16 protein-coding genes are annotated in these 23,501 nt (G+C 62.5%); 13 read left to right on the top strand and 3 right to left on the bottom strand.

The genetic code is table 11. From position 1 onward, the window contains the following. Positions 1-42: 42 nt before the first annotated feature. Positions 43-2,421, top strand: a complete 2,379-nt coding sequence (locus tag ACODSR_RS05030; RefSeq protein WP_489074618.1) for a circularly permuted type 2 ATP-grasp protein — start codon at positions 43-45, stop codon at positions 2,419-2,421. Next, positions 2,418-3,308 carry a transglutaminase family protein gene (locus ACODSR_RS05025; RefSeq protein WP_489074300.1) on the top strand — a complete coding sequence of 297 codons (891 nt, stop codon included), beginning with the start codon at positions 2,418-2,420 and terminating at the stop codon, positions 3,306-3,308. The genes ACODSR_RS05030 and ACODSR_RS05025 overlap by 4 nt, the downstream gene beginning before the upstream one ends. A gap of 124 nt (positions 3,309-3,432) precedes the next feature. On the opposite strand, the gene ACODSR_RS05020 is transcribed toward ACODSR_RS05025, so the two are convergent. Then, on the bottom strand, positions 3,433-4,809 hold the full coding sequence (locus tag ACODSR_RS05020) for a cytochrome P450 (RefSeq protein WP_489074298.1): 1,377 nt from the start codon (positions 4,807-4,809) through the stop codon (positions 3,433-3,435). Further along, complete coding sequence (locus ACODSR_RS05015) at positions 4,806-5,939, bottom strand: hypothetical protein (protein ID WP_489074296.1); 1,134 nt, start codon at positions 5,937-5,939, stop codon at positions 4,806-4,808. Before ACODSR_RS05015 ends, ACODSR_RS05020 begins: the two co-directional genes overlap by 4 nt. A 21-nt stretch (positions 5,940-5,960) precedes the next feature. Between ACODSR_RS05015 and ACODSR_RS05010 the strand changes: the two genes are divergently transcribed. Beyond that, the gene (locus tag ACODSR_RS05010; protein ID WP_489074294.1) at positions 5,961-6,254 is read left to right on the top strand and encodes a hypothetical protein; all 294 of its coding nucleotides are present in this window, start codon (positions 5,961-5,963) and stop codon (positions 6,252-6,254) included. Positions 6,255-6,259: 5 nt separating this feature from the next. After that, the gene (gene kdsA / locus ACODSR_RS05005; protein WP_489074616.1) at positions 6,260-7,087 is read left to right on the top strand and encodes a 3-deoxy-8-phosphooctulonate synthase; all 828 of its coding nucleotides are present in this window, start codon (positions 6,260-6,262) and stop codon (positions 7,085-7,087) included. 233 nt (positions 7,088-7,320) lie between these two features. Here kdsA and ACODSR_RS05000 read toward each other — a convergent pair whose 3' ends face one another. After that, on the bottom strand, positions 7,321-7,752 hold the full coding sequence (locus tag ACODSR_RS05000; protein ID WP_489074292.1) for a MarR family winged helix-turn-helix transcriptional regulator: 432 nt from the start codon (positions 7,750-7,752) through the stop codon (positions 7,321-7,323). A gap of 79 nt (positions 7,753-7,831) precedes the next feature. Here ACODSR_RS05000 and ACODSR_RS04995 point away from each other — a divergent pair, with 79 nt between their 5' ends. The 9 genes from ACODSR_RS04995 to ACODSR_RS04955 all read left to right on the top strand — a co-directional run bounded on the left by ACODSR_RS04995 (position 7,832) and on the right by ACODSR_RS04955 (position 22,470). After that, positions 7,832-9,283, top strand: coding sequence for an aldehyde dehydrogenase (locus ACODSR_RS04995; RefSeq protein ID WP_489074290.1), 1,452 nt, complete (start codon positions 7,832-7,834; stop codon positions 9,281-9,283). A gap of 43 nt (positions 9,284-9,326) precedes the next feature. After that, positions 9,327-10,172: a p-hydroxycinnamoyl CoA hydratase/lyase gene (locus tag ACODSR_RS04990; protein ID WP_489074288.1), complete on the top strand. Its 846-nt coding sequence runs from the start codon at positions 9,327-9,329 to the stop codon at positions 10,170-10,172. An 8-nt stretch (positions 10,173-10,180) separates the two neighbouring features. Continuing rightward, complete coding sequence (locus ACODSR_RS04985; RefSeq protein WP_489074286.1) at positions 10,181-12,292, top strand: acetate--CoA ligase family protein; 2,112 nt, start codon at positions 10,181-10,183, stop codon at positions 12,290-12,292. Positions 12,293-12,381: 89 nt separating this feature from the next. Continuing rightward, positions 12,382-13,698 carry an MFS transporter gene (locus ACODSR_RS04980; RefSeq protein WP_489074283.1) on the top strand — a complete coding sequence of 439 codons (1,317 nt, stop codon included), beginning with the start codon at positions 12,382-12,384 and terminating at the stop codon, positions 13,696-13,698. 600 nt (positions 13,699-14,298) lie between these two features. Continuing rightward, positions 14,299-15,426, top strand: coding sequence for an ROK family transcriptional regulator (locus tag ACODSR_RS04975; protein ID WP_489074281.1), 1,128 nt, complete (start codon positions 14,299-14,301; stop codon positions 15,424-15,426). A gap of 275 nt (positions 15,427-15,701) precedes the next feature. Continuing rightward, positions 15,702-18,530 (top strand): TonB-dependent receptor, encoded by a 2,829-nt coding sequence (locus tag ACODSR_RS04970; protein ID WP_489074279.1) that lies wholly within the window; start codon positions 15,702-15,704, stop codon positions 18,528-18,530. Between the two features lie 34 nt (positions 18,531-18,564). Then, positions 18,565-19,560, top strand: a complete 996-nt coding sequence (locus ACODSR_RS04965; protein ID WP_489074277.1) for an ROK family protein — start codon at positions 18,565-18,567, stop codon at positions 19,558-19,560. Further along, the gene (locus tag ACODSR_RS04960) at positions 19,553-20,938 is read left to right on the top strand and encodes a sugar porter family MFS transporter (RefSeq protein WP_489074276.1); all 1,386 of its coding nucleotides are present in this window, start codon (positions 19,553-19,555) and stop codon (positions 20,936-20,938) included. The genes ACODSR_RS04965 and ACODSR_RS04960 overlap by 8 nt, the downstream gene beginning before the upstream one ends. 32 nt (positions 20,939-20,970) lie before the next feature. Then, the gene (locus ACODSR_RS04955) at positions 20,971-22,470 is read left to right on the top strand and encodes a glycoside hydrolase family 32 protein (RefSeq protein WP_489074274.1); all 1,500 of its coding nucleotides are present in this window, start codon (positions 20,971-20,973) and stop codon (positions 22,468-22,470) included. The last annotated feature ends 1,031 nt before the right edge of the window (positions 22,471-23,501 follow it).

The raw sequence follows: 23,501 nt of genomic DNA, 5'->3' as shown, positions 1-23,501 counted from the left end.
ACCGCACCGGCGGGCGATCTGTTTGCCGGTGCGTCGCCCGCCATGGGCAAGCGCTGGCGCGCGATGTTCGATCGCCTGTCCACACAGGCGCAGGGCGATCCGGCGATGCTGGCGGACAATGTCGCGCGGCAGGCGATTGACCTGGGCATGGCGTTCCGCCTGACCGGCGACGAACAGGAACGCTCCTGGCCGCTCGGCCCGATCCCGATGCTGATTGACGCTGGCGAATGGGCGCATATCGAACAGGGTCTGGCCCAGCGCGCCGAGTTGCTGGAGCAGGTGATCGGCGACATTTATGGCAGCCAGTCGCTGGTGCGCGATGGCAAGCTGCCCGCCAGCGTCATCACCGGCAGCCCGCATTATTGGCGGGTCATGACCGGCACCCCGCCGCCGCGCGGCCATCACCTCCATTTCTACGCCGCCGACATTGGCCGTGGTCCGGCAGGCGAATGGCGGGTTTTGGCCGATCGGGTGCGGACCCCGGTGGGGGTGGGCTATGCGCTGGAAAACCGCCTCGCTTTGTCGCGTGCGACCGGCGATCTGCTGGGCGCCATGAACACGCGGCGGCTGGCACCCTTTTTCGACGATCTGCGCCGGGGGCTGGCCGCCGATTGCGAACGATCCGACCCGCGCATCGGCCTGCTGACGCCGGGCCGTTTCAACCAGAGCTATGCCGAACAGGCGCATCTCGCGCGCTATCTGGGCTTGTTGCTGGTCGAGGGCGAGGATCTGATCGTCACCGACGGGCAATTATTCGTCCGCACGATCCAGGGTTTGAAGCGCATAGATGGCCTCTGGCGCTGGATGGACAGCCGCTTCATGGATCCGCTGGCGTTTGACAGCAAGTCGCGCATCGGCGTGCCCGACCTGTTCGATGCCTGCGCGCGCGGCGGGCTGGTGCTGAGCAACTGGCCGGGGGCTGGCGTGATCGAATCGCGCGCCTTTGCCGCCTTCCTGCCGCAGTTGAGCAAGGCGCTGCTGGGCGCGGACCTGATCCTGCCCAATATCGCAACCTGGTGGTGCGGCCAGGGCGAGGAGCGCGCCTATGTGCGCGACCGGCTGGACCGGCTGGTCGTCGGCTCCGCCTTCGATCAGGATGTGGCGGGCCTGCCCGATGCGCGCTTCACCCCCGGATCGGCGCTGAACGACCGGCAGCGCGCCACGCTGGCAGCGGCGATGGACCGGCGGCCGATGGATTATGTCGGGCAGGAGGTGGTGAAACTCTCCACCACCCCGGCAGTGGTCGACGGACGGCTGACCCCCCTGCCCTTTACCCTGCGCGTATTCGTGGCGCGCGACGCGCAGGGCCAGTGGCGGGTGATGCCTGGCGCTTTCGCGCGGCTGGCGGGCCATGGCGACATTCGCGCGGCTTTGATGGGCAAGGGCGAAATGTCCGCCGATATGTGTGTGGTCGACAGCCAGCCGGTGCCGCCCGACACGCTGCTTGGCGGCGGTGCGCCCGCGATCCGGCGAATCGGCGGAATGCTCCCGGCCAAGGCAGCGGACAATCTCTATTGGCTGGGACGCTATATCGAGCGGACAGAAATGACGCTGCGGCTGATCCGGGCCATTGTCGGCGGCTCGATCGAGGCCGACCTTGGCCCCTCGGTCGCGTCGCCGACGATGAACCGGCTGGTGGGGCAATTGGTGCTGTGGGGGGCGATCGCCCGCGACGGCGGTGGCCCGGTCGGCCCGCTCTGTGCTACCGCGCTCGGCGATGCGCGCCAGTCGGGCAGCGTCCGCGCGCTCATGGCCAGCGTCGGCAATATCGGCGAAGGGCTGCGCGACCGGCTGGCCAGCGATTTCTGGCGGCTGGTGCGCCTGCCTCTGCCAACCTTCGACGGCGCGGTGACCGAAACCCTGCTCGACGCCTCGTCCCGCATGATCGAGCGGATTTCGGCGCTGTCGGGGCTGGCGGCGGAAAATATGGGCAGGACCGAAGGCTGGCGCTTCCACGATATGGGGCGGCGGATGGAGCGGGCGATCAATGGCTGCCGCCTGCTCGGCCTGTTCGGTAGCGATGGCGCGAGCGCGGACGACCTCACCGTGTTGCTGGACCTCAATGACAGCCAGATCAGCTATCGCACCCGCTATCTGACCGGCCCGGCGCTGCCCCCGGTGCGCGATCTGGTCGCGCTGGAGCCGCATAATCCGCGCGCCATCGTCTATCAGGCGCAGCGACTGGCCGATCATGTCGCGGCGCTGCCGACGCTGCGCGCCGACGGTATGCCGGAGGAGCCAAAGCGCCTGGCCGACGCGCTGGTCGCGCGGCTCAGCCCGCTGACCGGGGATATGCTGACCATCGGTGACATAAACGACGTCGAAAACCGCCTGCTGGCCCTGTCCGACGCGATCGGCCAGCGCTATTTCCTGCAAGTGCGCAAGGCGGAAAAGGCCGATGGAGCGGACCTTTTGTCATGATCTACCATGTCCGCCACCAGACCATATTGCGCTATGCCGCGCCGATGCGGCTTGCCCGCTTCAACCTGCGCCTGCGCCCCGCGCCCTGGGCCGGGCAATGGACGTCGGACTATGCGCTGACGGTCGATCCGGTCCCTTCGACCATCGCGTCGCGCCCCGGCGCATGGCCGGTCCATGTCGCGCGGCTGGTGATCGAAAGCCCGATCCGGCAGCTCACGATCGAGAGCCGCTTCCGCATCGGCGTGCAGGACAGCGCGCCGCCCGAACCCCAGCCCGATGATCCCACCATCGGCGCGGTGGCCAAGGCGGCGCTGGTCGATCGCGACATGAGCGCGTCCGCCCCCGCCCTCTATCTCTACGCCTCCACCCGCGCGCCGTTGCTGGCGGAGGTGGACGACTGGGCCGCCGATACGCTGGCCCCGGACCAACCGATCGTCGCCGCCGCGCTGGCGCTGGCGCAGCGCATCCGGGCAGAATTTGCCTATGATCCGGGCGCGACCGATGCCAGCACCCCTGTCGCCGACGCCTTTGCCGCGCGCCATGGCGTGTGCCAGGATTTCGCCCATGTCATGGTGGTCGCGCTGCGGCTGGCCGGGCTGCCCGCCGCCTATGTCAGCGGCTATCTGCGCACCGATCCGCCGCCCGGTCGCCCCCGACTGATCGGCGCGGACGCGATGCACGCCTGGGTCATGCTATGGTGCGGGCCGACGCGCGGCTGGATCGGCCTTGATCCCACCAATGGCTGCATCACCGGCAACGGCCATATTTTCGTCGCCATGGGCCGCGACTATGCCGACGTCGCGCCGATGGACGGCCTGTTCGTGGGCGGCGGGGGCCAGAGCATCCAGGCGATGGTGGATGTCGTGCCGGAGGAGGAGGTGGCGTGACGCCCGCCTCCGTTCGTTTCGAGCCCTTCGACTGCCCGCCTGCGGCAGGCGCTCAGGATAAACTACGTCGAGAAACGTCGTGCGCGGGTTTCTCGACTTCGCTCGAAACGAACGGGAATTTGGGTCAGTTTGCGAGTTTCTCGAACATCAGCCACATCCCCTTGCGCGGGCGCACGGTCAGGCGGCTGATCGGTTCGGGTTTGTAGCCCGGCCGCACCGACAGGCGATAGTGGCGCAATATGTCGGCGATCACGGTCATCACCTCCTGCTGGGCAAAGCCTGCGCCGACGCACACGCGCGGGCCACGGCTGAAGGGCAGCCAGGCCTGCTTGATCATGTCGGCATTGGCCGGATCGTCGAAGCGGTCGGGATCGAAACTGTGCGGGCAGGCCCAATTATCGTTGTTGCGTTGGGTCAGCCAGGGGGCAACCACCAGCATCGCGCCGGGGACGAGATCCTTGTCGCGCATCCGCATCGGGCAGGGCACTTCGCGCGGGAAGAAGGCGAGCGGGGGGTAGAGGCGCAGCGTTTCCTTGAACACGTTGCGCACCACGCCCATGTCCTTGAGCATCGCCGGGGTCAGCGGCGCGTCGCCCGCCACCGCCATCACCTCGGCTCGCGCGCGCTCCTGAATATGCGCGCATTCCGACAAGAGGTAGAGCGCCCAGGTCATGGTGCTGGCGGATGTTTCATGGCCCGCCAGGAAGATGGTCGCGACCTGATCCATCACCGCTTTTAAGGTGAAATGTTCGCCCGTGCTGGGGCTTTTGGCGGCGATGATCGACTGGAGAATGTCATTATGATCGCCCGGTTCGCCGGCATGGAAGGCGTTGTAACGTTCCTCCACGATCGGCGCGAACACGCCGCGAATGGCGTTGGCGGGCCGTTCCGACCAGCGTTCGAACCAGCGGCTCGGCAGACCATAGAGGCCCAGCATCGAGGCGGAATGGGAATAGCGCTGAAACCGCCCGAACGCCTGATGGATGATGAAGGAGCGTTTGGTATCCAGCGTCTGCGAAAACAGCGTGCGAAAGATGATGTCGGCGGCCACATGGGTCATCATCGCGTCGATGTTGATCGCTTTGCTGCGGTCCATCCCGTCGATCCGCGCGAGAAATGCCGCGACGGCGCCGACCATCAGCGGCATCGTCTTGTGCATCGCGGTATGGGCAAAGGCGGGATTGATCATCGCCCGCTGATTTTCCCAGTCCGCGCCATTGGCGGAAAAGACGCCATCCCCGATCAGCGGCCACAGCCCCTTGACCAGTTCATGATGTTTGGGAAATTCCGTCCCGCCCTTTAGGATACGGTCCACCAGCGGCAGTTCGTTGGCGATATACATGAGCTGCCCGCGCCCGCGCACCTCCCCCATTTTCATCGTATAGCTTTTTTCGAACAGCACATGAATCCAGCTGTGCCAGCCGATGAAGAAGCGCCGCAGCATCGTGCGCTTGTTGCGCGTGGGCTGCGGGAAGGGCGGGGTGAAGAGCGGTTCTGTCATGGAATCGTCCTGAATGCGGCGATCGCGTCGTCCAGGGTGCGGCGGCCCGCCGTCAGGCTCAGGAAATCGACCGGGGACAGGCGATCGCCCACCCGCAGATAGTCGAAATGCGCCTCATATTTGTTCGACCAGCCGCCATGATAATTTTCAGGATCGTAGAACAGGTGGAAGCGCGGCGAGAGCATGTCGACCCGCGCCACATGGCTGTCGCTTTCCAGCAGCAGCGGATTGACGTTGAAATAGGCCGCGCCGTCGGGCGGGAAACTTAAATCGACATAGCGGAAATGCTTGTCGGCCAGCGCGCGCAAATCGGCATGATACCAGCGCGCGTCGGTGCGCAGCGCAACCACCGGCACCACCTGGCCCATGCCGACCATCGCGAAATGATCCGGCAGCCTTGTGCCGCGCAGGTCGAACAGGCGCCGCATCACCGACATGCCCAAAATCGTGCCTGCGCTATGGGTGAGGAACAATATTTCGTCCCACGGCTCGTCGAGTTCCTCAGAAATCCGACGGGCGAACGCATCAAGCCGCGCATCGAGCGCCTCCCCCGGTCCCCCGGCGGCCAGCGTATGATGATAATAGGTAAAGCGCAGCAGCCATGGCACTACCAGCTTGTTGAGCCATTTGCCCGACGCCACCGCGCTGATCACAATCCCCGCCAGCGCCGCCGCCCAGAAGGGCAGCACACTCCACAGCAGAAGCGCAGGGAGCAGCGCGAACAGCAGCGGGATCATCACCGCCAGAAAGGGCGGATAGCAAATGGTCAGCACCGGGCCGGGGCGCAGCGTCTTCATCCGCTTGAACTGCATGAAGCGGCCATGGCCGACATAGGTGGCGATCGATCGCCAGGCGAGTTTCAGCGGATTGCGAATCCACACCTTGCCGACCAGATCCTCCCAGCGGAGAAATTCATAATCTGTTTCGACCCCGGCCTGCGCATTGTCCACGCTCCACAGCGTGGACACGACCGATCCCGCTGGCCCGGCCCGGCGGCCACTCACAATGACATCCTCGCCGCTCAACCGGTCATAGCGACCGGCCTGATCGCGATAGAGCTGGTGGTAAAAACGCACGCCGCGCGGATCAAAACCGCCGAGATAAAAGACTTTACGCTTGAATTTTTGCACTGCCCCGGCCCTAATCGGGTCATGAACACGCCCGAACGCGATTACTGCTATTTCATAGACCACCGTAAATACAACCGAAACATCGGCTGTAGGAAGCATGACAATGCCTATGGCATCAATGGCGGCGGCAGCGAACGGGACCGGTGGCGCGCGGACATGACTTTCTATCGCCATATGAAGAGCCATGGCGATCCGATGGCGCTGCCCTCGCTGATCGCCTGCCTGCTCTTCGGCTGGTTCTGCTGGAACTATCATCCGGGCAAGGGGCTGTGGCGCGGCCAGCTCTTGCGGCGCTTTGCCAAAGCGCCCAAGTGACCGACATGACTGATCCCCACCATGTGAAGGTCGGCCCGATCACCATCGGCAACGACCTGCCCTTCGTCCTCATTTCCGGTCCCTGCCAGATCGAAAGCCGCGACCATGCGCTGTTCATGGCCGACGCACTGGCACAGATTGCGCAGCAGGCCGGCGTGCCGTTCATCTTCAAATCCTCCTTCGACAAGGCGAACCGGACATCGGTGTCGGGCCAGCGCGGCGTCGGCATCGACGCGGGGCTGGCGATCCTGGCCGAAGTGAAGGCGACATTGGGCTGCCCGGTGCTGACCGACGTGCATGATGCGGGTCAGGTGGAGGCGGCGGCTCAAGCGGTCGACATCCTCCAGATTCCCGCATTCCTGTGCCGCCAGACCGACCTGCTGCTCGCCGCCGGACGCACCGGCGCGGTCATCAACGTCAAGAAGGGGCAGTTCATGGCCCCGTGGGATATGGCTGCGGTGGCGCAAAAGGTCGCCTCGACCGGCAATGATCGCATATTGCTGACCGAGCGCGGCGCGAGCTTTGGCTACAACACTTTGGTCAGCGACATGCGCGCGCTGCCGGTGATGGCGCAGACCGGCTATCCGGTGATATTCGACGCCACCCATTCGGTGCAGCAGCCCGGCGGCCTGGGTTCCGCATCCGGCGGCCAGCGCGAATATGCCCCCCTGCTAGCCCGCAGCGCGGTGGCGGCGGGCGTCGCGGCGATCTTCGCCGAAGCGCATCAAGACCCGGATAATGCGCCGTCCGATGGGCCGGTGATGCTGCCGCTCGACTGGGTCGCGCCGATGCTGGCGAAACTGAAGGCGATCGATGCGGTGGTGAAGGGGTAGCGGCTGCCTCAACGCCGTTCGAGCTGGGCGCTTTCCTAGCCCTCTCCCGCCTTCGCGGGATCACCGATGTTGTAACTCAATGGAAGTGGCAATCTGATCCGATATAACTCGTCGGCCGTCTCAAGGTATTAAATTCACATAGAAATTTGTTCGGGAAAGTTGTGTTCAGGCACTAACAGCCGTCGATCACCCCTGTCCCCTCTGCATGGCCGCTCTATGGAAGCAGCGCCCGCTTAGGACCAGAGCCTGGTCAGTACTGAACGTGCCGGTCGATCATCCCCGCCGAGTCGGCCAACAATTAGTCGCTCTTGTTCTTCCATGACTTCTCGCGCTTGGACGCACATTTTCAGTCCCACCGGGGTCAAGGCGAGCCCTTGCGATCGGCCGTCGACCGGCTCTCGTGTCACTAGCTTGCGCTCCTCAAGTCCGGCGGCCAGCGGCACCATATTGGCGCGTTTGATACCTAGTATCCGGCCAAGGTCGCTCTGGGTAATTTGCGGATTGCATTCGATCAGTAGCAGGATCGACGCCTCCGAAACCTTCAGACCCACCGCGTCGAGGCGGTGCGCCAGCTCACCAATGATCGCATTCGACGCGCGCCGCAGCAGATAACCAAGGTGGCCAGCGAAGGGATTTTCAAATTGACGGTCGGATGAACTGGCCATGGACACCTCTTACAAAGCGGACTTGCCATTGGCAAATGAGATTGTTATGAATCATAGCATAATGAGGGAGAGTAGCACGATGCGGCATATCGATCTGAACATCGGGGGTACGGTTTGCCACGCGATGTCAGGGGCGACGTTTGAGCGTCTCAATCCAGTCACCGGTGCGGTGGCCACCGCCGCAGCGGCGGCAGGCACGGCGGACGCGATCGCCGCGTGCGATGCCGCCGCCGCCGCCCTGCCCGCCTGGTCGACGCTCGGTCCCAATGCGCGCCGCGCGATCCTCTCCAAAGCCGCCGACTCGCTCGCGGCGAGGGCCGATGATTTCGTCGATGCGATGATGAGCGAGATCGGCGCGACCGAAGGATGGGCGCGGTTCAACCTGACGTTGGCGGTCGGTATGGTGCGTGAGGCGGCCGCCATCACCACCCAGATCGGCGGCGAGGTCATCCCCTCCGACAAGCCGGGCTGCATCGCGATGGCGCTGCGCGAACCCGCCGGCGTTGTCCTGGGCATCGCGCCATGGAATGCGCCGATCATCCTGGGCGTCCGGGCGATTGCGGTGCCGCTCGCCTGCGGCAACACGGTGATCCTCAAGGCGTCCGAGCAATGCCCCCGCACCCACGGCCTGATCGTCGAGGCGTTCGTCGAGGCGGGGCTGGGCGACGGCGTCGTCAACCTCATCACCAACGCGCCCGCCGATGCTGGCGAGGTGGTCGGTGCGCTGATCGACCATCCGGCGGTGCGCCGGGTCAATTTCACCGGATCGACTGCGGTCGGCAGGATCATCGCCCGGCGCTGCGCCGAACATCTCAAGCCCGCGCTGCTCGAACTGGGCGGCAAGGCCCCGCTGATCGTGCTTGAGGATGCGGACCTCGACGAGGCGGTGAAGGCGGCGGCGTTCGGCGCGTTCATGAACCAGGGCCAGATCTGCATGTCGACCGAGCGGATCATCGTGGTCGATGCAATCGCTGACGCCTTCGCCGCGAAGTTCAGCGCCAAGGTGGCGACGATGGCGGTGGGTGATCCGCGCGAGGGCAGGACGCCGCTTGGCGCAGTGGTCGATAGCAAGACCGTCGCTCATGTCGCCGGGCTGATCGATGATGCGCTGGCTGCGGGGGCCGAGCAGCTCAACGGTGGCGCGGCGAATGGCGTGCTGATGCCCGCGCACGTCGTCGACCGCGTGACCCCCGCGATGAAGCTGTTCCGCGAGGAGAGCTTCGGCCCGGTCGTCGCGATTATCCGCGCGAAGGACGAGGCGGAGGCGATCGCCTTGGCCAACGACACCGAATATGGCCTGTCCGCTGCGGTGTTCACCCGCGACACCGCCCGCGGCCTGCGCGTCGCCCGCCAGATCAAGTCGGGCATCTGCCACATCAACGGTCCGACCGTACACGACGAGGCGCAGATGCCCTTCGGCGGGGTCAAAGGGTCGGGCTACGGCCGCTTCGGCGGCAAGGCCGGAATCGACAGCTTCACCGAACTGCGCTGGATCACGATCGAAACCCAGCCCGGCCATTTTCCGATCTGATCCGAGCCGACCACCGCATTTCCCCATTTCAGGAGCCTGTATCATGACCACCGAAATCGATCCTGTCGAACTCGCCACCGTCGCCTGCACCGTCGAGGACGGCGTCGCCTGGGTCAGCTTCAACCGCGCCGACAAGCGCAACTGCATGTCGCCACGCCTCAACCGCCAGATGATGCGCGTGCTCGATGATCTCGAATTTCGCGCCGACGTCGGCGTGCTGGTGCTGACCGGCGAGGGCACGGCCTGGTCCGCCGGCATGGACCTTAAGGAATATTTCCGCGAAACGGAGGCGCAGGGGCTTCAGGGCACGCGCGGCGCGCAGCGGGAAAGCTATGGCTGGTGGCGGCGGCTGCGCTGGTATCAGAAGCCGACGATCGCGATGGTCAACGGCTGGTGCTTCGGCGGCGCTTATGGCCCTCTGTTCGCCTGCGACCTGGCCTTTGCGGCGGAGGACGCGCAGTTCGGCCTGTCGGAGATCAACTGGGGCATTTTGCCCGGCGGCGGTGCCGCCAAGATCGCGACCGAGATGACGTCGTTCCGCAACGCCATGTACCATGCGATGATGGGCGAGAATATCGACGGCAAGACCGCCGTCGAATGGGGCTTCGTCAACGAGGCGCTGCCGCTCGACAGGCTCAAGGCCCGCGTCGCCGAGGTGGCCGATGTCCTCAAGAAGAAGAACCCGGTCGCGCTGAAGGCGACCAAGGACGCGATCCGCCGCGTGCGCGAAATGACCTATGACAATGCCGAGGATTATCTGATCCGCGCGCAGGAAGCCGCCAACAGCTACGACAATGACGGTCGCAAGGAAGGCATCAAGCAGTTCATCGACGACAAGAGCTACAAGCCCGGTCTGGGCGCCTACGACCTTTCCAAGCAGAAGGGCTGAGCCACGCCATGACGATCGCGTCGCTCGACCGACTGCTTCGCCCGCGTTCGATCGCGATCGTCGGCGCATCCGACAAGCCCGGCGCGCTCGGCGCATCGGTGCTCACCAATCTGGAACGTCAGCGGTTTGCGGGTGACATCCACCTCATCAATCCGAAGCGGGACGTGATCGGGGGCCGCGCATGCATCAAGAGCATCGCCGACCTGCCCGACGGCGTCGATGCCGCCGTGCTGGCGATCCCGCGAGTCGCAGTGCTCGACACCGTCCGGGCGCTCGCGGCGCGGGGCGTCGGCGCCGCGATCATCTTCTCCGCCGGGTTCGCCGAAGGCGGCGCGGAGGGGATGGCGGAGCAGCAGGAACTGGCGCGCATCGCCGATGCGGCGGGCATGGTGATCGAGGGGCCGAACTGCCTTGGCCTCGTCAATTTCGTCGACGGCATCCCGCTGACCTTCGTCGAGTTGCCCCCGGTCAAGGTCGACAGCGGCGCGCGGATCGGCATCGTGTCGCAATCGGGCGCGATGGCAGCGGTGCTGGGCGTCTCGCTCATCAGCCGCGCGCTGCCGCTGTCCTTTTCGGTATCAACGGGCAACGAGGCGGCGAGCGGGGTCGAGGATTATGTCGATTATCTGATCGATCATGACGACACGCGCGTGATCGCGATGATCGTCGAGCAGTTCCGCAAGCCCGCCCGCTTCCTCGCGGCCGCGCGCCGCGCCCGTGCGGCGGGCAAGCACATCGTCCTGCTCCATCCCGGCACCAGCAGCGCCGCGCGTGAATCCGCCGCCACCCATACCGGTGCGATGGCGGGCGACTATGCCGTGATGCGCACCCTTGTCGAGCGCGCCGGCGTGATCTTCGCCGAGACGCTGGAGGAATTGGGCGACATTGCCGAGATCGCGCTGCGCTGCCCAACCTTGCCGCAGGGCGGTGCCGCCGTCGTCGTCGAGTCGGGTGCCTACAAGGCCCTGACCCTCGATTTCTGTGAAGCGATCGGCCTGCCGCTCCCTGTGATTCACGACGCCGACAGCCCGGCGCTGCGCGCCGCCATTCCCGATTTCGTGCCAGTGTCCAACCCGCTCGACATCACCGCGCAGGGGCTGGTCGATCCCGATCTTTATCGTCGCACGATCTCCGCGCTCGTCACCGACGATCGTTTCGGTACGATCATCGTGCCGCTGATCCAGACCGATCCCGGCACCAGCAGGATCAAATTCCCGACGGTCGCCGCCGCGATCCGCGACATGAAGCCCGCCAAGCCGGTGATCGTCGTCGGCCTCGATGAAGGGGCGGAAGTGCCGGCCGCCTATATCGACGAATTGCGCGCGCTCGGCATACCCTATTTCCCCACCACCGAACGTGTCTATCGCGCGGTCAAGCGCCTGTCCGACCATGCGGGCCGCGATTTCGCGGCAGCCGATGGCACACCCACACCCCTGCCCGGCCTCGCCAGCGAAGGCGGCGTCATTCCCGAATATCGCGCCAAGGCATTGCTCGGTCCGCTCGGTGTGCCCTTCCCTCCGGCGACGCTTGCCACCACGGCAGAGGAAGCGCTGGCTGCCGCCGAAGCGATGGGATGGCCGGTCGTGCTCAAGGCGCAGTCGGCCGACCTGTCGCACAAGAGCGATGCGGGCGGTGTGATCGTCGGCCTGTCCGATCCGGTCGCGCTGGCTGCCGGATGGGACCGACTGACCGCCAATATCGCGCATCACCGGCCCGGCCTGATCCTCGACGGGGTGCTGGTGGAAAAGATGGGCGAGCGCGGCACCGAACTGATCGTCGGTGCGCGCAACGATCCTGAATGGGGGCCGGTAATCCTGCTCGGCTTTGGCGGGGTGATGGCAGAACTGCTCCACGACGTCCGCCTCGTGCCGCACGACCTGACCCGCGACGCGATCGTCGCCGAACTGCGGCAACTGAAGAGCGCCGCATTGTTCGACGGTTTTCGCGGATCGCCCGCGCTCGATGTCGACGCGGTCGCCGATATCGTGATCGCGGTGGGGCGCCTGCTCGCAGCCGAACCCGCTATCCGCGAGATCGATCTGAACCCGGTGCTGGTCTATCCGGTCGGCAAGGGGGCGGTGGCGCTCGACGCGCTGATGCTGATTGACACCGGCGGGTAGCATCACCGGCGCGGCGGCGTATCCCGACAATCCGAATACCGAAAAACCGGCGCGCGACCGGTAGAGAAACGATAGCGAGGGACAAGAGGATGGCTGAGGACCCACGTCGGACATTGGCCGACGCGCCGATGCGACGGCCGCAGATCGTGTCGATCGCGTTGTGCGTGCTGCTCAACGCGCTTGACGGATTCGACGTCCTGTCGATCAGCTTCGCGTCGCCCGGCATCGCGAAAGAATGGGGCGTCGACCGTGGCGCGCTCGGCATCGTGCTCTCGATGGAACTGATCGGCATGATGGCCGGATCGATCGGCCTCGGCGCGCTGTGCGACCGGATCGGTCGCCGCCCGACGATCCTGGGCTGCCTCGCGATCATGGGGTCGGGCATGGCGATGGCGATGTACGCCCGCAATATCGAGACGCTGTCGGTCTTTCGCCTGTTCACCGGGATCGGCATCGGCGGAATGCTCGCGGCAACCAACGCCGTGACCGCCGAATTCGCCAATGCCCGCCGCCGCAACATGGCGATCGCGATCATGGCGGGGGGCTATCCGGTCGGCGCGATCGTCGGCGGATCGATCTCGTCGATGATGTTCGCCGTCGGCCATGATTGGCGGTCGGTGTTCGCGCTGGGCGCGGTCGTGACAGCGATGTGCATTCCGCTGACCTGGTTCCTGCTGCCGGAAACGGTATCCTTCCTCGTCCACAAGCGCCGTCCCGATGCGCTCGACCGGGTCAATGCAGTCATGCGGCGTCTGGGCCATGCCGTCGTCAATACCCTGCCCGCGCCCGTCGCCGGTGGCGCGCGCGGTGGTATCGGTCAGTTGTTTCGGCCCGGTCTGGCCGCGATCACGATCCTGCTCACCCTTGCCTATTTCGCGCATATCCTGACCTTCTACTTCATCCTGAAATGGACGCCGAAGATCGTTGTCGACATGGGCTTCTCTCCTTCGTCGGCGGGCGGGGTACTCGTTTGGGCCAATATCGGCGGCGCGATCGGGTCGTTGGTGCTCAGCCTGCTGACGCAGCGTTTCCCGGTTCGCTGGCTGTCGATCGGGGCGATGCTGTTGTCGACGGTGATGGTGGCGGGGTTCGGCCACGCGCCCGCGGACATCGCCACGCTGTCGCTGATCGTCGCGCTCGCCGGCTTCTGCACCAACGGCGCGATCGTCGGACTCTATGCGATGATCGCCCAGTCCTTTCCCACCGCGCTCCGGGCCAGCGGCACTGGCTTCGCGATCGGCGTCGGGCGCGGCGGCGCGGCGCTCAGCCCGATCGTGGCGGGCTTCATGTTCCAGGGCGGCATCGGCTTTGTCGGTGTGGCGCTGACGATGGCGCTGGGATCGGTGGTGGCAGCAGGAGCGCTGTTCCTGCTGCGCTACGAGGAACGGGCTGCGCTGGCGGGTTAGGCCATCTCTTAGGGCAGCAGTTCGGTATCCACCCGTGCCTGCACGGCGGGCCGATGCGGACGGGCCGTCATTGTGCAGGAAAGAAGTTTGCGTAGACCGCTGCCAGGGTCGTGGAGGGGCGCCACTATGGTCGCCAATGTAAGATTCACATCGATGTGTAATATTGCAATATCTTCCGTTCAGGGCACCGCGTCGAAATATGGGACCAGCCAGGACCAGCTTCGGAGCGTCCACTAGCCACATAAGTGTGCCCGCGTGTACGGGTATCCCGTTCGAGGGCGGCAAGCGGCCTGATTGAGCGTAGCTGCCGAAGCCCATGAAAAAGCGTCACCTTTCGACCGAAGCAGACTTTTGCAAGCCGGCGGAGCGTTCGCAGGAGACGGACCATAGGGCGTCCGATACTTTCGATAGCGATATGGCTGGCCGGACAAGCGCGATAGCAATTTTGGTACTGTACTTGTCACCTGCAACGGCGGATTTGGATCCCTGCTATTTGGCTTCGTAGCAGATCGATGGTTGCCTAGCGCAGATTTGGCGGCATAGGTTCATCCAATGCAAAGAGGCAGTAATCTCGATGGTGTCCGACGGTATAATGAGCGATTGGCGCTGGCCACGATCCGAAGAAGAAACGGTGCGTCAAAAACCGACATTGCGAATGCTACCGGCCTTTCCGCGCAGGCTGCTGTAAGAATTGTTGATGCATTGGAGGCGGCGCAGCTGGTCGTTCGGACAGGCAAGCGCACAGGTGGGCTTGGTCAACCGTCGGTATTGTATGAAGTGAACGGCGATGGCGGTTTTACCGTCGGCGTCGAAATTGGTCGCGAAAGGCTAACGCTCGTCCTGCTCAACTATCGTGGGGAAGTGCTGGACCACCATATCCAGCCTGTGGATTTTCCAGTTCCCGGATTTGTGCTGGAGCAAACGGCTGTGTTTGTCGATCGGCAGTTGGCAAGTCTGTCAGCGGAAAAGCGATCGTCCTTCATCGGGATCGGCATAGCCATGCCTTGGTTCATCGGCGAATGGCGCCAGGAAATCGGCATTTCGGAAGCACAGGCAGGCGAATGGGAGAGAGCCGATGTCGAACAGATGTTCCGGTCGAGATTCAACTATCCTTTGTTTTTCGAGAATGACGGCAATGCAGGGGCGCTGGCGGAACTTCTGACCGGTGCCGGCCTTCAGCTTGAAAGCTATCTCTATCTGCACATCGGGACGTTTATTGGTGGCGGACTGGTCTTGCGCGGGCAGTTGGAAGAGGGACGCCATGGTAATGCAGGTGCCATCGCGTCGATGCCAGTGCCATCGACTAATGGGTCAGGAACGGATTATTTGCTCCACAAGGCCTCCCGTTACATGCTTGAAAAGGCGCTTAGCGCCTCGACGGACATCGACGCATCTTTTGACGACATGGTCGCGTCCCAGTCACAGCGCGTCAACGAATGGCTCGCGGATTGCGCCAAGGCCTTGGCATTTGTCATCATCGGGGCCAACAGCCTGCTGGACTTGCAGGCAATCATTATGGATGGGGATTTGCCTCCGGAACTGATTGCGCAAGTCATGTCAGCAGTCGAACAGCATATTGCGCGGTCCACGCCGCTGGACTTCTTTGCGCCCGACCTCGTGCTTGGCACGATGCGGGATATGGCACCTGCGATCGGGGCCGGACTGCTGCCCATGTATGCGACCTTCTCCCCCAATCTGGCTACGCTACTTAAAAATCCCAAAGTCTGATTCGCCTAACAATCGTACAAGACCAAATGCCAATCCCGCTATTGGGATGTTTCGGCACGCGCCTGCTGAATCGTTGGCCGGGATGCATCTGAATTCCCATAACCTTTTGAAATAAAGCATCATAATTCCCCGTTGGCGCACATGCATCCAACAGCCTGAACGCCCCTTGACGGGACTAAATCACTTAAGTAGATTTAGTCCCGTCAAGCAGGTTGGTAGGCCTGGCAAGACCTTAAGAGCGTGCACGTAATGCTCGCCATCAGGAGGGGAAGATCATGAAATTATCCATCGTCAAACCAGTCGTGTCCGCCATAGCTGTCGCTGCATCGATCGGACCTGTCTTGACCGCGTCGTTCCTGTCGCAAGCTGCGTACGCGCAAGAAGGCCTGCCTCAACCGGAGCAAAGCGAAACTGCAAATGGCAATGCCGAAATAATCGTTACGGGCGTCCTGCGGGCCACCCGCAAGATCGACTCGACCAACACGATCAACACCATCACGCAGGAAGACATCAAGCGGCTCGCGCCAATGAGCACCGCCGACCTTCTTCAAAATGTGCCGGGCATCTATGCCGAGGGCAGCACGGCAGGCGAAGCGAGCAACAATATAACGGTACGCGGACTGCCGGTTACGGGCGGCTATCGCTATGCGCCGCAGCTGATCGACGGCCTGCCTTGGTATGAAGAGCCTGAAGTCCAGTTCATGAACAACGACGTCGCAGTGCGCGACGACCTGATGACCGAGCGGGTCGAAGTCATCAAGGGCGGCACCGGCGGCATTCTCTATTCCAATGGCCTGGGCGCGACGGTCAATCACATCACAAGGACCGGCAAGCAGGAATTTGAAGGCGGTTACCGGCTGGAGTTGACGGAATATGGCCTTGTCCGCAACGAAGCTTTCATTTCCGGGCCGATCAACCAGAATCTGACCTTCGCCGTCGGCGGCTTCTATCGCTTTTCAAACGGTATCCGCGATGTCGGCTATACCGCTGATAATGGCGGGCAGATCCGGGCCAACCTGCTGTACAAAAGCGATGATGACACGCTCAAGATCTTCACGCAGGCGCATTTCATCAATGACCGAACGCAGTTCAACCAGAACGTCCCATTTCAGGTTCCGCGCCTGAGCGCTCCAGGTACCGCCGAAGATCCGACGAAAATCAAATCGGGCACCATCGCCCCGATTGGTATTGATTTCGGCAATGGCACCGTCAATTCGCCGTTCAATCGCTATTCCACCATGCTGGGCGAATATGGCCGCCGCCAGATCGACATGGCCGACGGCATTCACCCCAATTTCAAGATCTTCACCTTCAAGATCGACAAGGCGTTCGACAATGGCTGGGCCGTCGGCGGCGGCATTCGCCACACCAGCGGCACCAGCGATTTCAATGCGATGTTCACCGGCAATGATACCGCCTATGCTTCGGCATTCAACAGCGCCCGATACCAGAATGATCTCGTATCCCCCGCCTTCAATGCGGCTGTTTCCTGCGAAAATGGTACGGCCGCCTATGCGAAGCTCGTCGGATTTTTCAACTATCGCACGCCGGGGAGCTGCACGCCCTATACCGGCACGCGCGAGAATTTCATCAACAGCTATGCGCTCGCCAAGTCGGTCGGTGCCACCTATCTGAAAAACGGCCAGAAGGTTCCCGACGGCACCTATCTCAATTTTCTGCTGCCCTTCATCACAGAGACCAAGGCGCGCAGCACGTCGATTGACGTCAAGGTCAGCAAATCGTTCGAGGCGCTGGGGACGCATGACCTGACCGTGGGCGGTTACGCGTCGGCCTATTCCACCGAGCAGAATTTCCAGTCGTCGTTGCTGGTATCGACGATGGAGAAAGACTCTTCGCTGGTCGATCTGCGCGGCCTTGACGCTGCTGGCAATCCCGTTGGGCCTTCGCTGACGCTGGACGGCGCGATATTGCCGGGCTTCTTCGGCTATGTCAGCGACGTCGATGTCAACGGCCGTGCCATCTATGCGCTGGATCATTGGGAAACGCTGGGCGGCAAGCTGAAAGTCGATGCGGGCATCCGCTATCAGACGCAAAGCGCGACCGTGACCCGCTACGACCGGGTCGTGAACACGAACCTGACGCCAGCCAACATCATGGTCGGTTCAGCCAATGACACGACGGCGGACAATGAAGTGTCGCTGCCGGGCAATCGCCGTGACCTGTCCGATGATTTCCACGGCTTTGGCTGGTCGGTCGGGGCCAACTATTCCTTCTCCAACAAATTGGCTGTTTACGGACTGGTCTCGCGCTCCTTCCGCCTGCCCTCGATGGAAGATCTCAACGAATTCCGCGTAAATTCGACTGCCGCCGGCAAGCAGGTCGAACATATCATGCAATATGAAGGCGGCCTGCGCTATTATGACCGTCAGTTCGATGCACAGCTGGCATTGTTCTACAACAAGTTCGATCCCCGCCAGCAGATCAACGAGTATCGCAACTTCACCGATCCTTCCTGTGCCGTGCCTGCACCCGGCGTACCCAACATCAACGCCTGTCCACTTGTCCGTCAGCTCTATCAGCGCGGCATCAAGAATAAGGGCATGGAATTGTCGATGGCGCTGCGACCAAATGCGATCCCAGGCTTTGAGCTTCGCGGCAGCCTTGTTCTACAGGACCCCAAGGTCACGGACGCCAATTATACTATCGTGAATGCATCGACCAACCCAAGTGGCGTGGTGACCGCGTATAATTTCGTCGAGGTCGGCGAAAATGGCCGTCGCCCCCGGCGGCTCGCCAATGTCATGGTCAATATCCAGCCGAGCTGGGATCTCAAACCGCTGACCGGCCTGCCTGTTCGGCCCTATGCCAAATTTACCTATTTCGGCAATCGCTACTCGGAATCGGCTGACTTTAACGTCACCCTCTATCCGGCCTATTATCATGTCGATGCGGGTGTGATGGTCGATGTCACCAGCCGCCTTTCAGCCCAATTCCACGTGTCGAACATCACCAACCAACTGTCCTTTACCGAAGGCGACCCGATCTTCTTCGATTTGCTTGGTCCCAATGGCGATACCAATCGCGGGGTCGGGCGTCCCTTGTTCGGTCGTATCGTTCGGGGAAGCCTGACCTACCGCTTCTGACGCGCCAGCATCACTTCCTGCCCGAAAGGCTCGTATGACCATCGTGACACAAACCGGCCTTCTGGGTGGGATCGAAGCAGGCGGTACGAAGTTCATCTGCGGCATCGCGGATCGTGACGGGGTCATTCTCGACACGATCCGCATACCGACCGAAGCGCCGGCGCAGACGCTTGCAGCGGTTGCCAGCTTTTTCCAATCCGCCGTCGAAAGGCACGGGGCGCTTGCCGGGCTTTCAATCGGCAGCTTTGGCCCTCTGTCGCTGCGTCCCGCCGCACCCGATTTCGGATCGATCACGAGTACGCCGAAGCCAGGTTGGAGCGGGGTTGATCTGGTTGGCTATTTCAGGAACGCCCTGGGCGTCCCGGTGGCCATTGACACCGACGTCAATTGTTCGGCCGTAGGAGAACGCCTGTTCGGCAGCGGCAGGGGCCTCGATAGTTTTTGTTATGTCACGATCGGCACAGGGATCGGTGTCGGCATGATCGTGAACGGCGCGCCCTATGGCGGTGCCAATCACCCCGAAGCGGGCCATATCCGCTTGCCACGGGCACCTGGCGACGAAGCCTTTGCCGGCCATTGTCCTTTTCATGGCGACTGTTTGGAGGGGCTGGCCTGCGGTCCCGCGATGATGGCGCGCTGGGGCGTACGGCCGCCGGAACTTCCAGATGATCATCCGGCATGGGCGATCGAGGCAGACTATATCGCGGGACTGTGCGCCAACCTGACTTACATCATGCGACCGGACAGAATCATCCTGGGCGGCGGCGTGATGCAGCGGCCTCATGTCTACGGCCTCATACGTCATGCCTTGGGCGAAAAGCTGGCCGGATATGATTCGAGCATCCGTGATCTGGACCTGAACGATTATATTGCCCAACCGACGGCAGGCGCCTCGGCCGGGCTCTGCGGCGCATTGGCGATCGCCTATCATGAGGCCGCGCGCCAATGGCCTGCCCATTGGCGCATGGGCGTATTGCAACAAGAGGCGGACGACATTTCGGTCGCACAACAGGAGACGGTGCATGACTGATGACAAGGCGGAGCGCGGCGGCGCTGTAACCCGCCCGATGATATTGGCGGCGGCTGGCGCTGCCCTTGGCGGGCTGCTCTTCGGTGTCGATACCGCCGTCATTTCCGGGACGACTTCGGCGCTTCAGGCGCGCTTCGCGCTCAGCGATTCCGCGCTGGGCTTTACGGTCGCATCCGCCCTGATCGGCACGGTGATCGGCGCGCTGACCGCCGGCGCCCCAGCCGACCGCTTCGGTCGACGGGCGATGCTGATCATCATTGCGCTTTGCTATGTCGTGTCATCCCTGGGCTGCGCCTTTGCATACGGCTGGTACAGTTTGGTCGCGTTTCGATTTCTGGGCGGACTCGCCATCGGCGCGGCGTCCGTCGTGACCCCTATCTACATTGCCGAAGTTTCCCCGGCGGCCTATCGCGGCCGGCTGGTCGCCCTTAACCAGCTCAACATCGTTCTGGGTATATTGCTCGCCTTCCTGTCCAACTTCGTCATCGCCGGTCTCTTTCCGCCGGAAACGGCCTGGCGCTGGATGCTGGGCATTATCGCCATACCCTCGGCCATTTTCCTGGTCATCACCTTCCTCTTGCCCGAAAGTCCACGATGGCTGACCGTTCAAGGGCGCGGCGATTCTGCGCGCCTCGTCATGGCCCGGCTCGGCTTCGTCAACCCCCATGCCGAAGTGGACCGGATGCTGGCTGCGGCAGCACGCGACAAGCATGGCGACAAGCCGCGACTGTTCCAGTCCGCGCATAGCCTGCCGGTTGCCTGCGCCATATTGATCGCGATGTTCAACCAACTGTCAGGCATCAACGCCCTCCTATATTATGCGCCGCGCATTTTCGAACTGGGTGGGGCCGGTGCTGACACGGCCCTGCTGCAATCGGTGGCGGTAGGGGGCACCAACCTCGTTTTCACGATCCTGGCGCTGTTTCTGATCGACCGGTTCGGTCGCAAGCCGCTGCTCTATTTCGGGTCAGTCGCGACCGCCGCAGCTCTGTTCCTTGTTGCGGCCCAACTGGAAAGCGCGCAGCCTGACGGGACGCTGGTATTGTTAGGCTTGCTGGGCTTCATCGCCGCATTCGCGGTTTCGCAAGGCGCGGTCATCTGGGTGTTCATCTCCGAAGTGTTCCCCAGCACCGTGCGGGGCAAGGGGCAGGCGCTTGGCAGCGCCACCCATTGGGTGATGGCCGCAGCCATCACCTGGGTCTTTCCGGTTTTCGCCACCAGTCTGGGCGGATGGGTGTTTGCCTTCTTCGGCGGGATGATGGTGCTCCAGTTGCTGTTCGTATGGAAGCTGATGCCCGAAACCAACGGTATCACGCTGGAAGATATGGACCTGAGTGCCACACGACCCGATCGCATCGGACTGGAGGCAGCGCTATGACCGGGAACTGCATACCGAGCATTAAAGCCGCGATGGCACTTGCGCTAACGATACCTGCTGCCGTCTTGGCGCAAGACTCATCCAACATGCTGCACCCCGCCTATCATTTCGCCCCGGCCGCCAACTGGATGAACGATCCCAATGGATTAGTTTATTATGACGGCGAATATCACCTATTTTACCAGTATAACCCTTTTGGCGACCGCTGGGGCCATATGAGCTGGGGCCATGCGGTCAGTCGGGATTTGGTGCGCTGGACGGAGTTGCCGGTCGCTATCCCCGAAACCGACATCATGGCCTTTTCAGGCAGCGCACTCGTCGATTGGCAGAATGACAGCGGCTTCGGCAAGAACGGCAAGCCGCCACTGGTCGCCTTCTTTACTGGCTTCAATCCCAAGACCAAAATCCAGGCGCAATATATCGCCTACAGCAATGATCGCGGGCGGACATGGACGCGCTTTGGCGACACGCCCATACTCGATATTGGTTCGACCGAGTTTCGCGATCCCAAAGTGTTCTGGCATTCTGGCACGAAAAGCTGGGTCATGCTGGTCGTGCTGGCAGTGGAAAACAAGCTCGCCATCTACACGTCGAAAGATCTCAAGCGGTGGGACAAGGCCAGCGAGTTCGGTCCTGCCGGCGCGCGCGGCAAGAATTGGGAATGCCCCGACCTTTTCGAACTGCCGGTCGAGGGGCATCCGGGCCAAAGCCGATGGGTGCTGGGCATCAATCTGGGCGACGGCGCCATTGGCGGCGGATCGGGCGGGCAATATTTCGTTGGCGATTTTGACGGTCGTCGTTTCACGCCTGATCCAACATCTGGCACCGCCCCGTTGTGGATGGACTATGGCGCGGATTTCTATGCGGCAGTATCGTGGAACGACATTCCGGCAAAGGATGGCCGGCGGATCTGGATTGGTTGGGCGAACGACTGGCGCTATGCCAATGCCATTCCGACATTCCCCAGCCGCGGCCTGATGTCCGTGCCCCGTATGGTATCGCTCCGCAAGACAGCAGCTGGATACCGGATCGCCCAAGCGCCTGTGCAAGAGATAGAAACCCTCAGGCGTGACCCGGTACGTGTCGATGAACTGACGCTGGGCGAAGAGGAGGTCGCAATCCCTGTTGAGGGCGGCTCGGTAGAGCTGCAACTGGACATCGACGTGGGTAATGCGGATCAAATCGTGCTGGCTCTGTCAGACGATCAGGGATTTCGTACGCTGATTGGCGTCAATCCGACGGTGCGGGAGTTGTTCGTCGACCGGACCCGATCAGGTCCGCACTTCCACGACGCCTTTCCAGACCGGCACAACGCCCCGATCAAGATCGAGCAGGGGCGTTTCACGCTGCGCCTGCTGGTCGATCGATCGATCGTGGAGGTCTATGCAGACAACGGCGAAACCACGATCACCGATCGCTTCTTTCCCGCTAATGGGAAACTCCGCTGGAGCGCCTATGCCCGCAACGGCACGGCGACGATCCGTTCGCTGAAAGCATGGCAATTAGGCGATGCGGTGCAGGCAGCCAAATGACATCCCTAATTGCAGCAGCTAGCCTAGCCTGCAGATCTGTTCCGGCTTGAAGCCGGACGGTCCCTGTCCGCGTGTAGACTGCACGCTATGTGCGGATAGGGATCATTCTATGAGATCTCATAGGTGGGGATTGGGTCTCTGATATCACCAGGCTAACAACTGGCAGATGCTCCTGCCTTGAAATCGTGGCATAACAAGAAAAGAGCGAACGGCTGATCGAGGAAGCTCGCGCGGCGGGCTACAGCGAAATGAGGCTTGATGTGCAGGCAAAGTTCGTTCCAGCGCGCAAGCTGTATGAGGCTTTCGGTTTCGTCGCGGTCGAGCCGATCTCTTTCAATCCGGTTCCCGGCGTGTCCTTTCTCGGCCTCCCCCTGTAGTCGATTCGATACTTGGTTTCGGTGAGGTGTGCGGAAATCGTGTAAAATCCGTTCCGGCAGCTTCTAACATAACCTGTCGTTCGCGCACCCGCGTCGCAAGACGTAAGTTGGTCGGGAACCGTCGGAATATCGGACGGTCCGCACTTGGAGAGCGGATGTTGCTCGCTGAGCGTCCACGAGGGGTCGGCTTTGTTGGCACAGATTTTTTTTGATTAGCTATCTGCTGATAGCAACACGACATTTCGATATGGCCGTCGCCCCCTAACGATCGAGGATCTACAGAGGCAGAAGGCAAGGTCAGGTTTACGCCAGCGCCAAAGCCACGGGCTGGCGCATCATCAAAAGCGTTGACAACAGGCTGCAAGCGACCAAGCATTTCGGTTGCTTCATCACACGTGACGGGCGTCCCTACAAAACTCGACCTGATCACCGTGCATGCCGCCCGCAACGGGCTGCCGCACGTTTGCGCGAGTGAAATTTGGCACAAGGTGAAACAAAAACTTCACTGATCGCGATCTGCGACGCGCCTCACGCCAATGTTCGCCATTCTCCGCTCACCTACGCCTGCCGCCGCCAGCGTCCACCGACATGTGAGAGCATGACCGTGTTGACCCCGACAGGTCTCTTGTCGGGGACGGCAAGGCATTGAATGCT

The organism is Sphingobium sp. FG125, from assembly GCF_057809795.1.
Note: the sequence above shows the minus strand (reverse complement) of the source record. Positions and strands in the feature narration are given on the sequence as shown.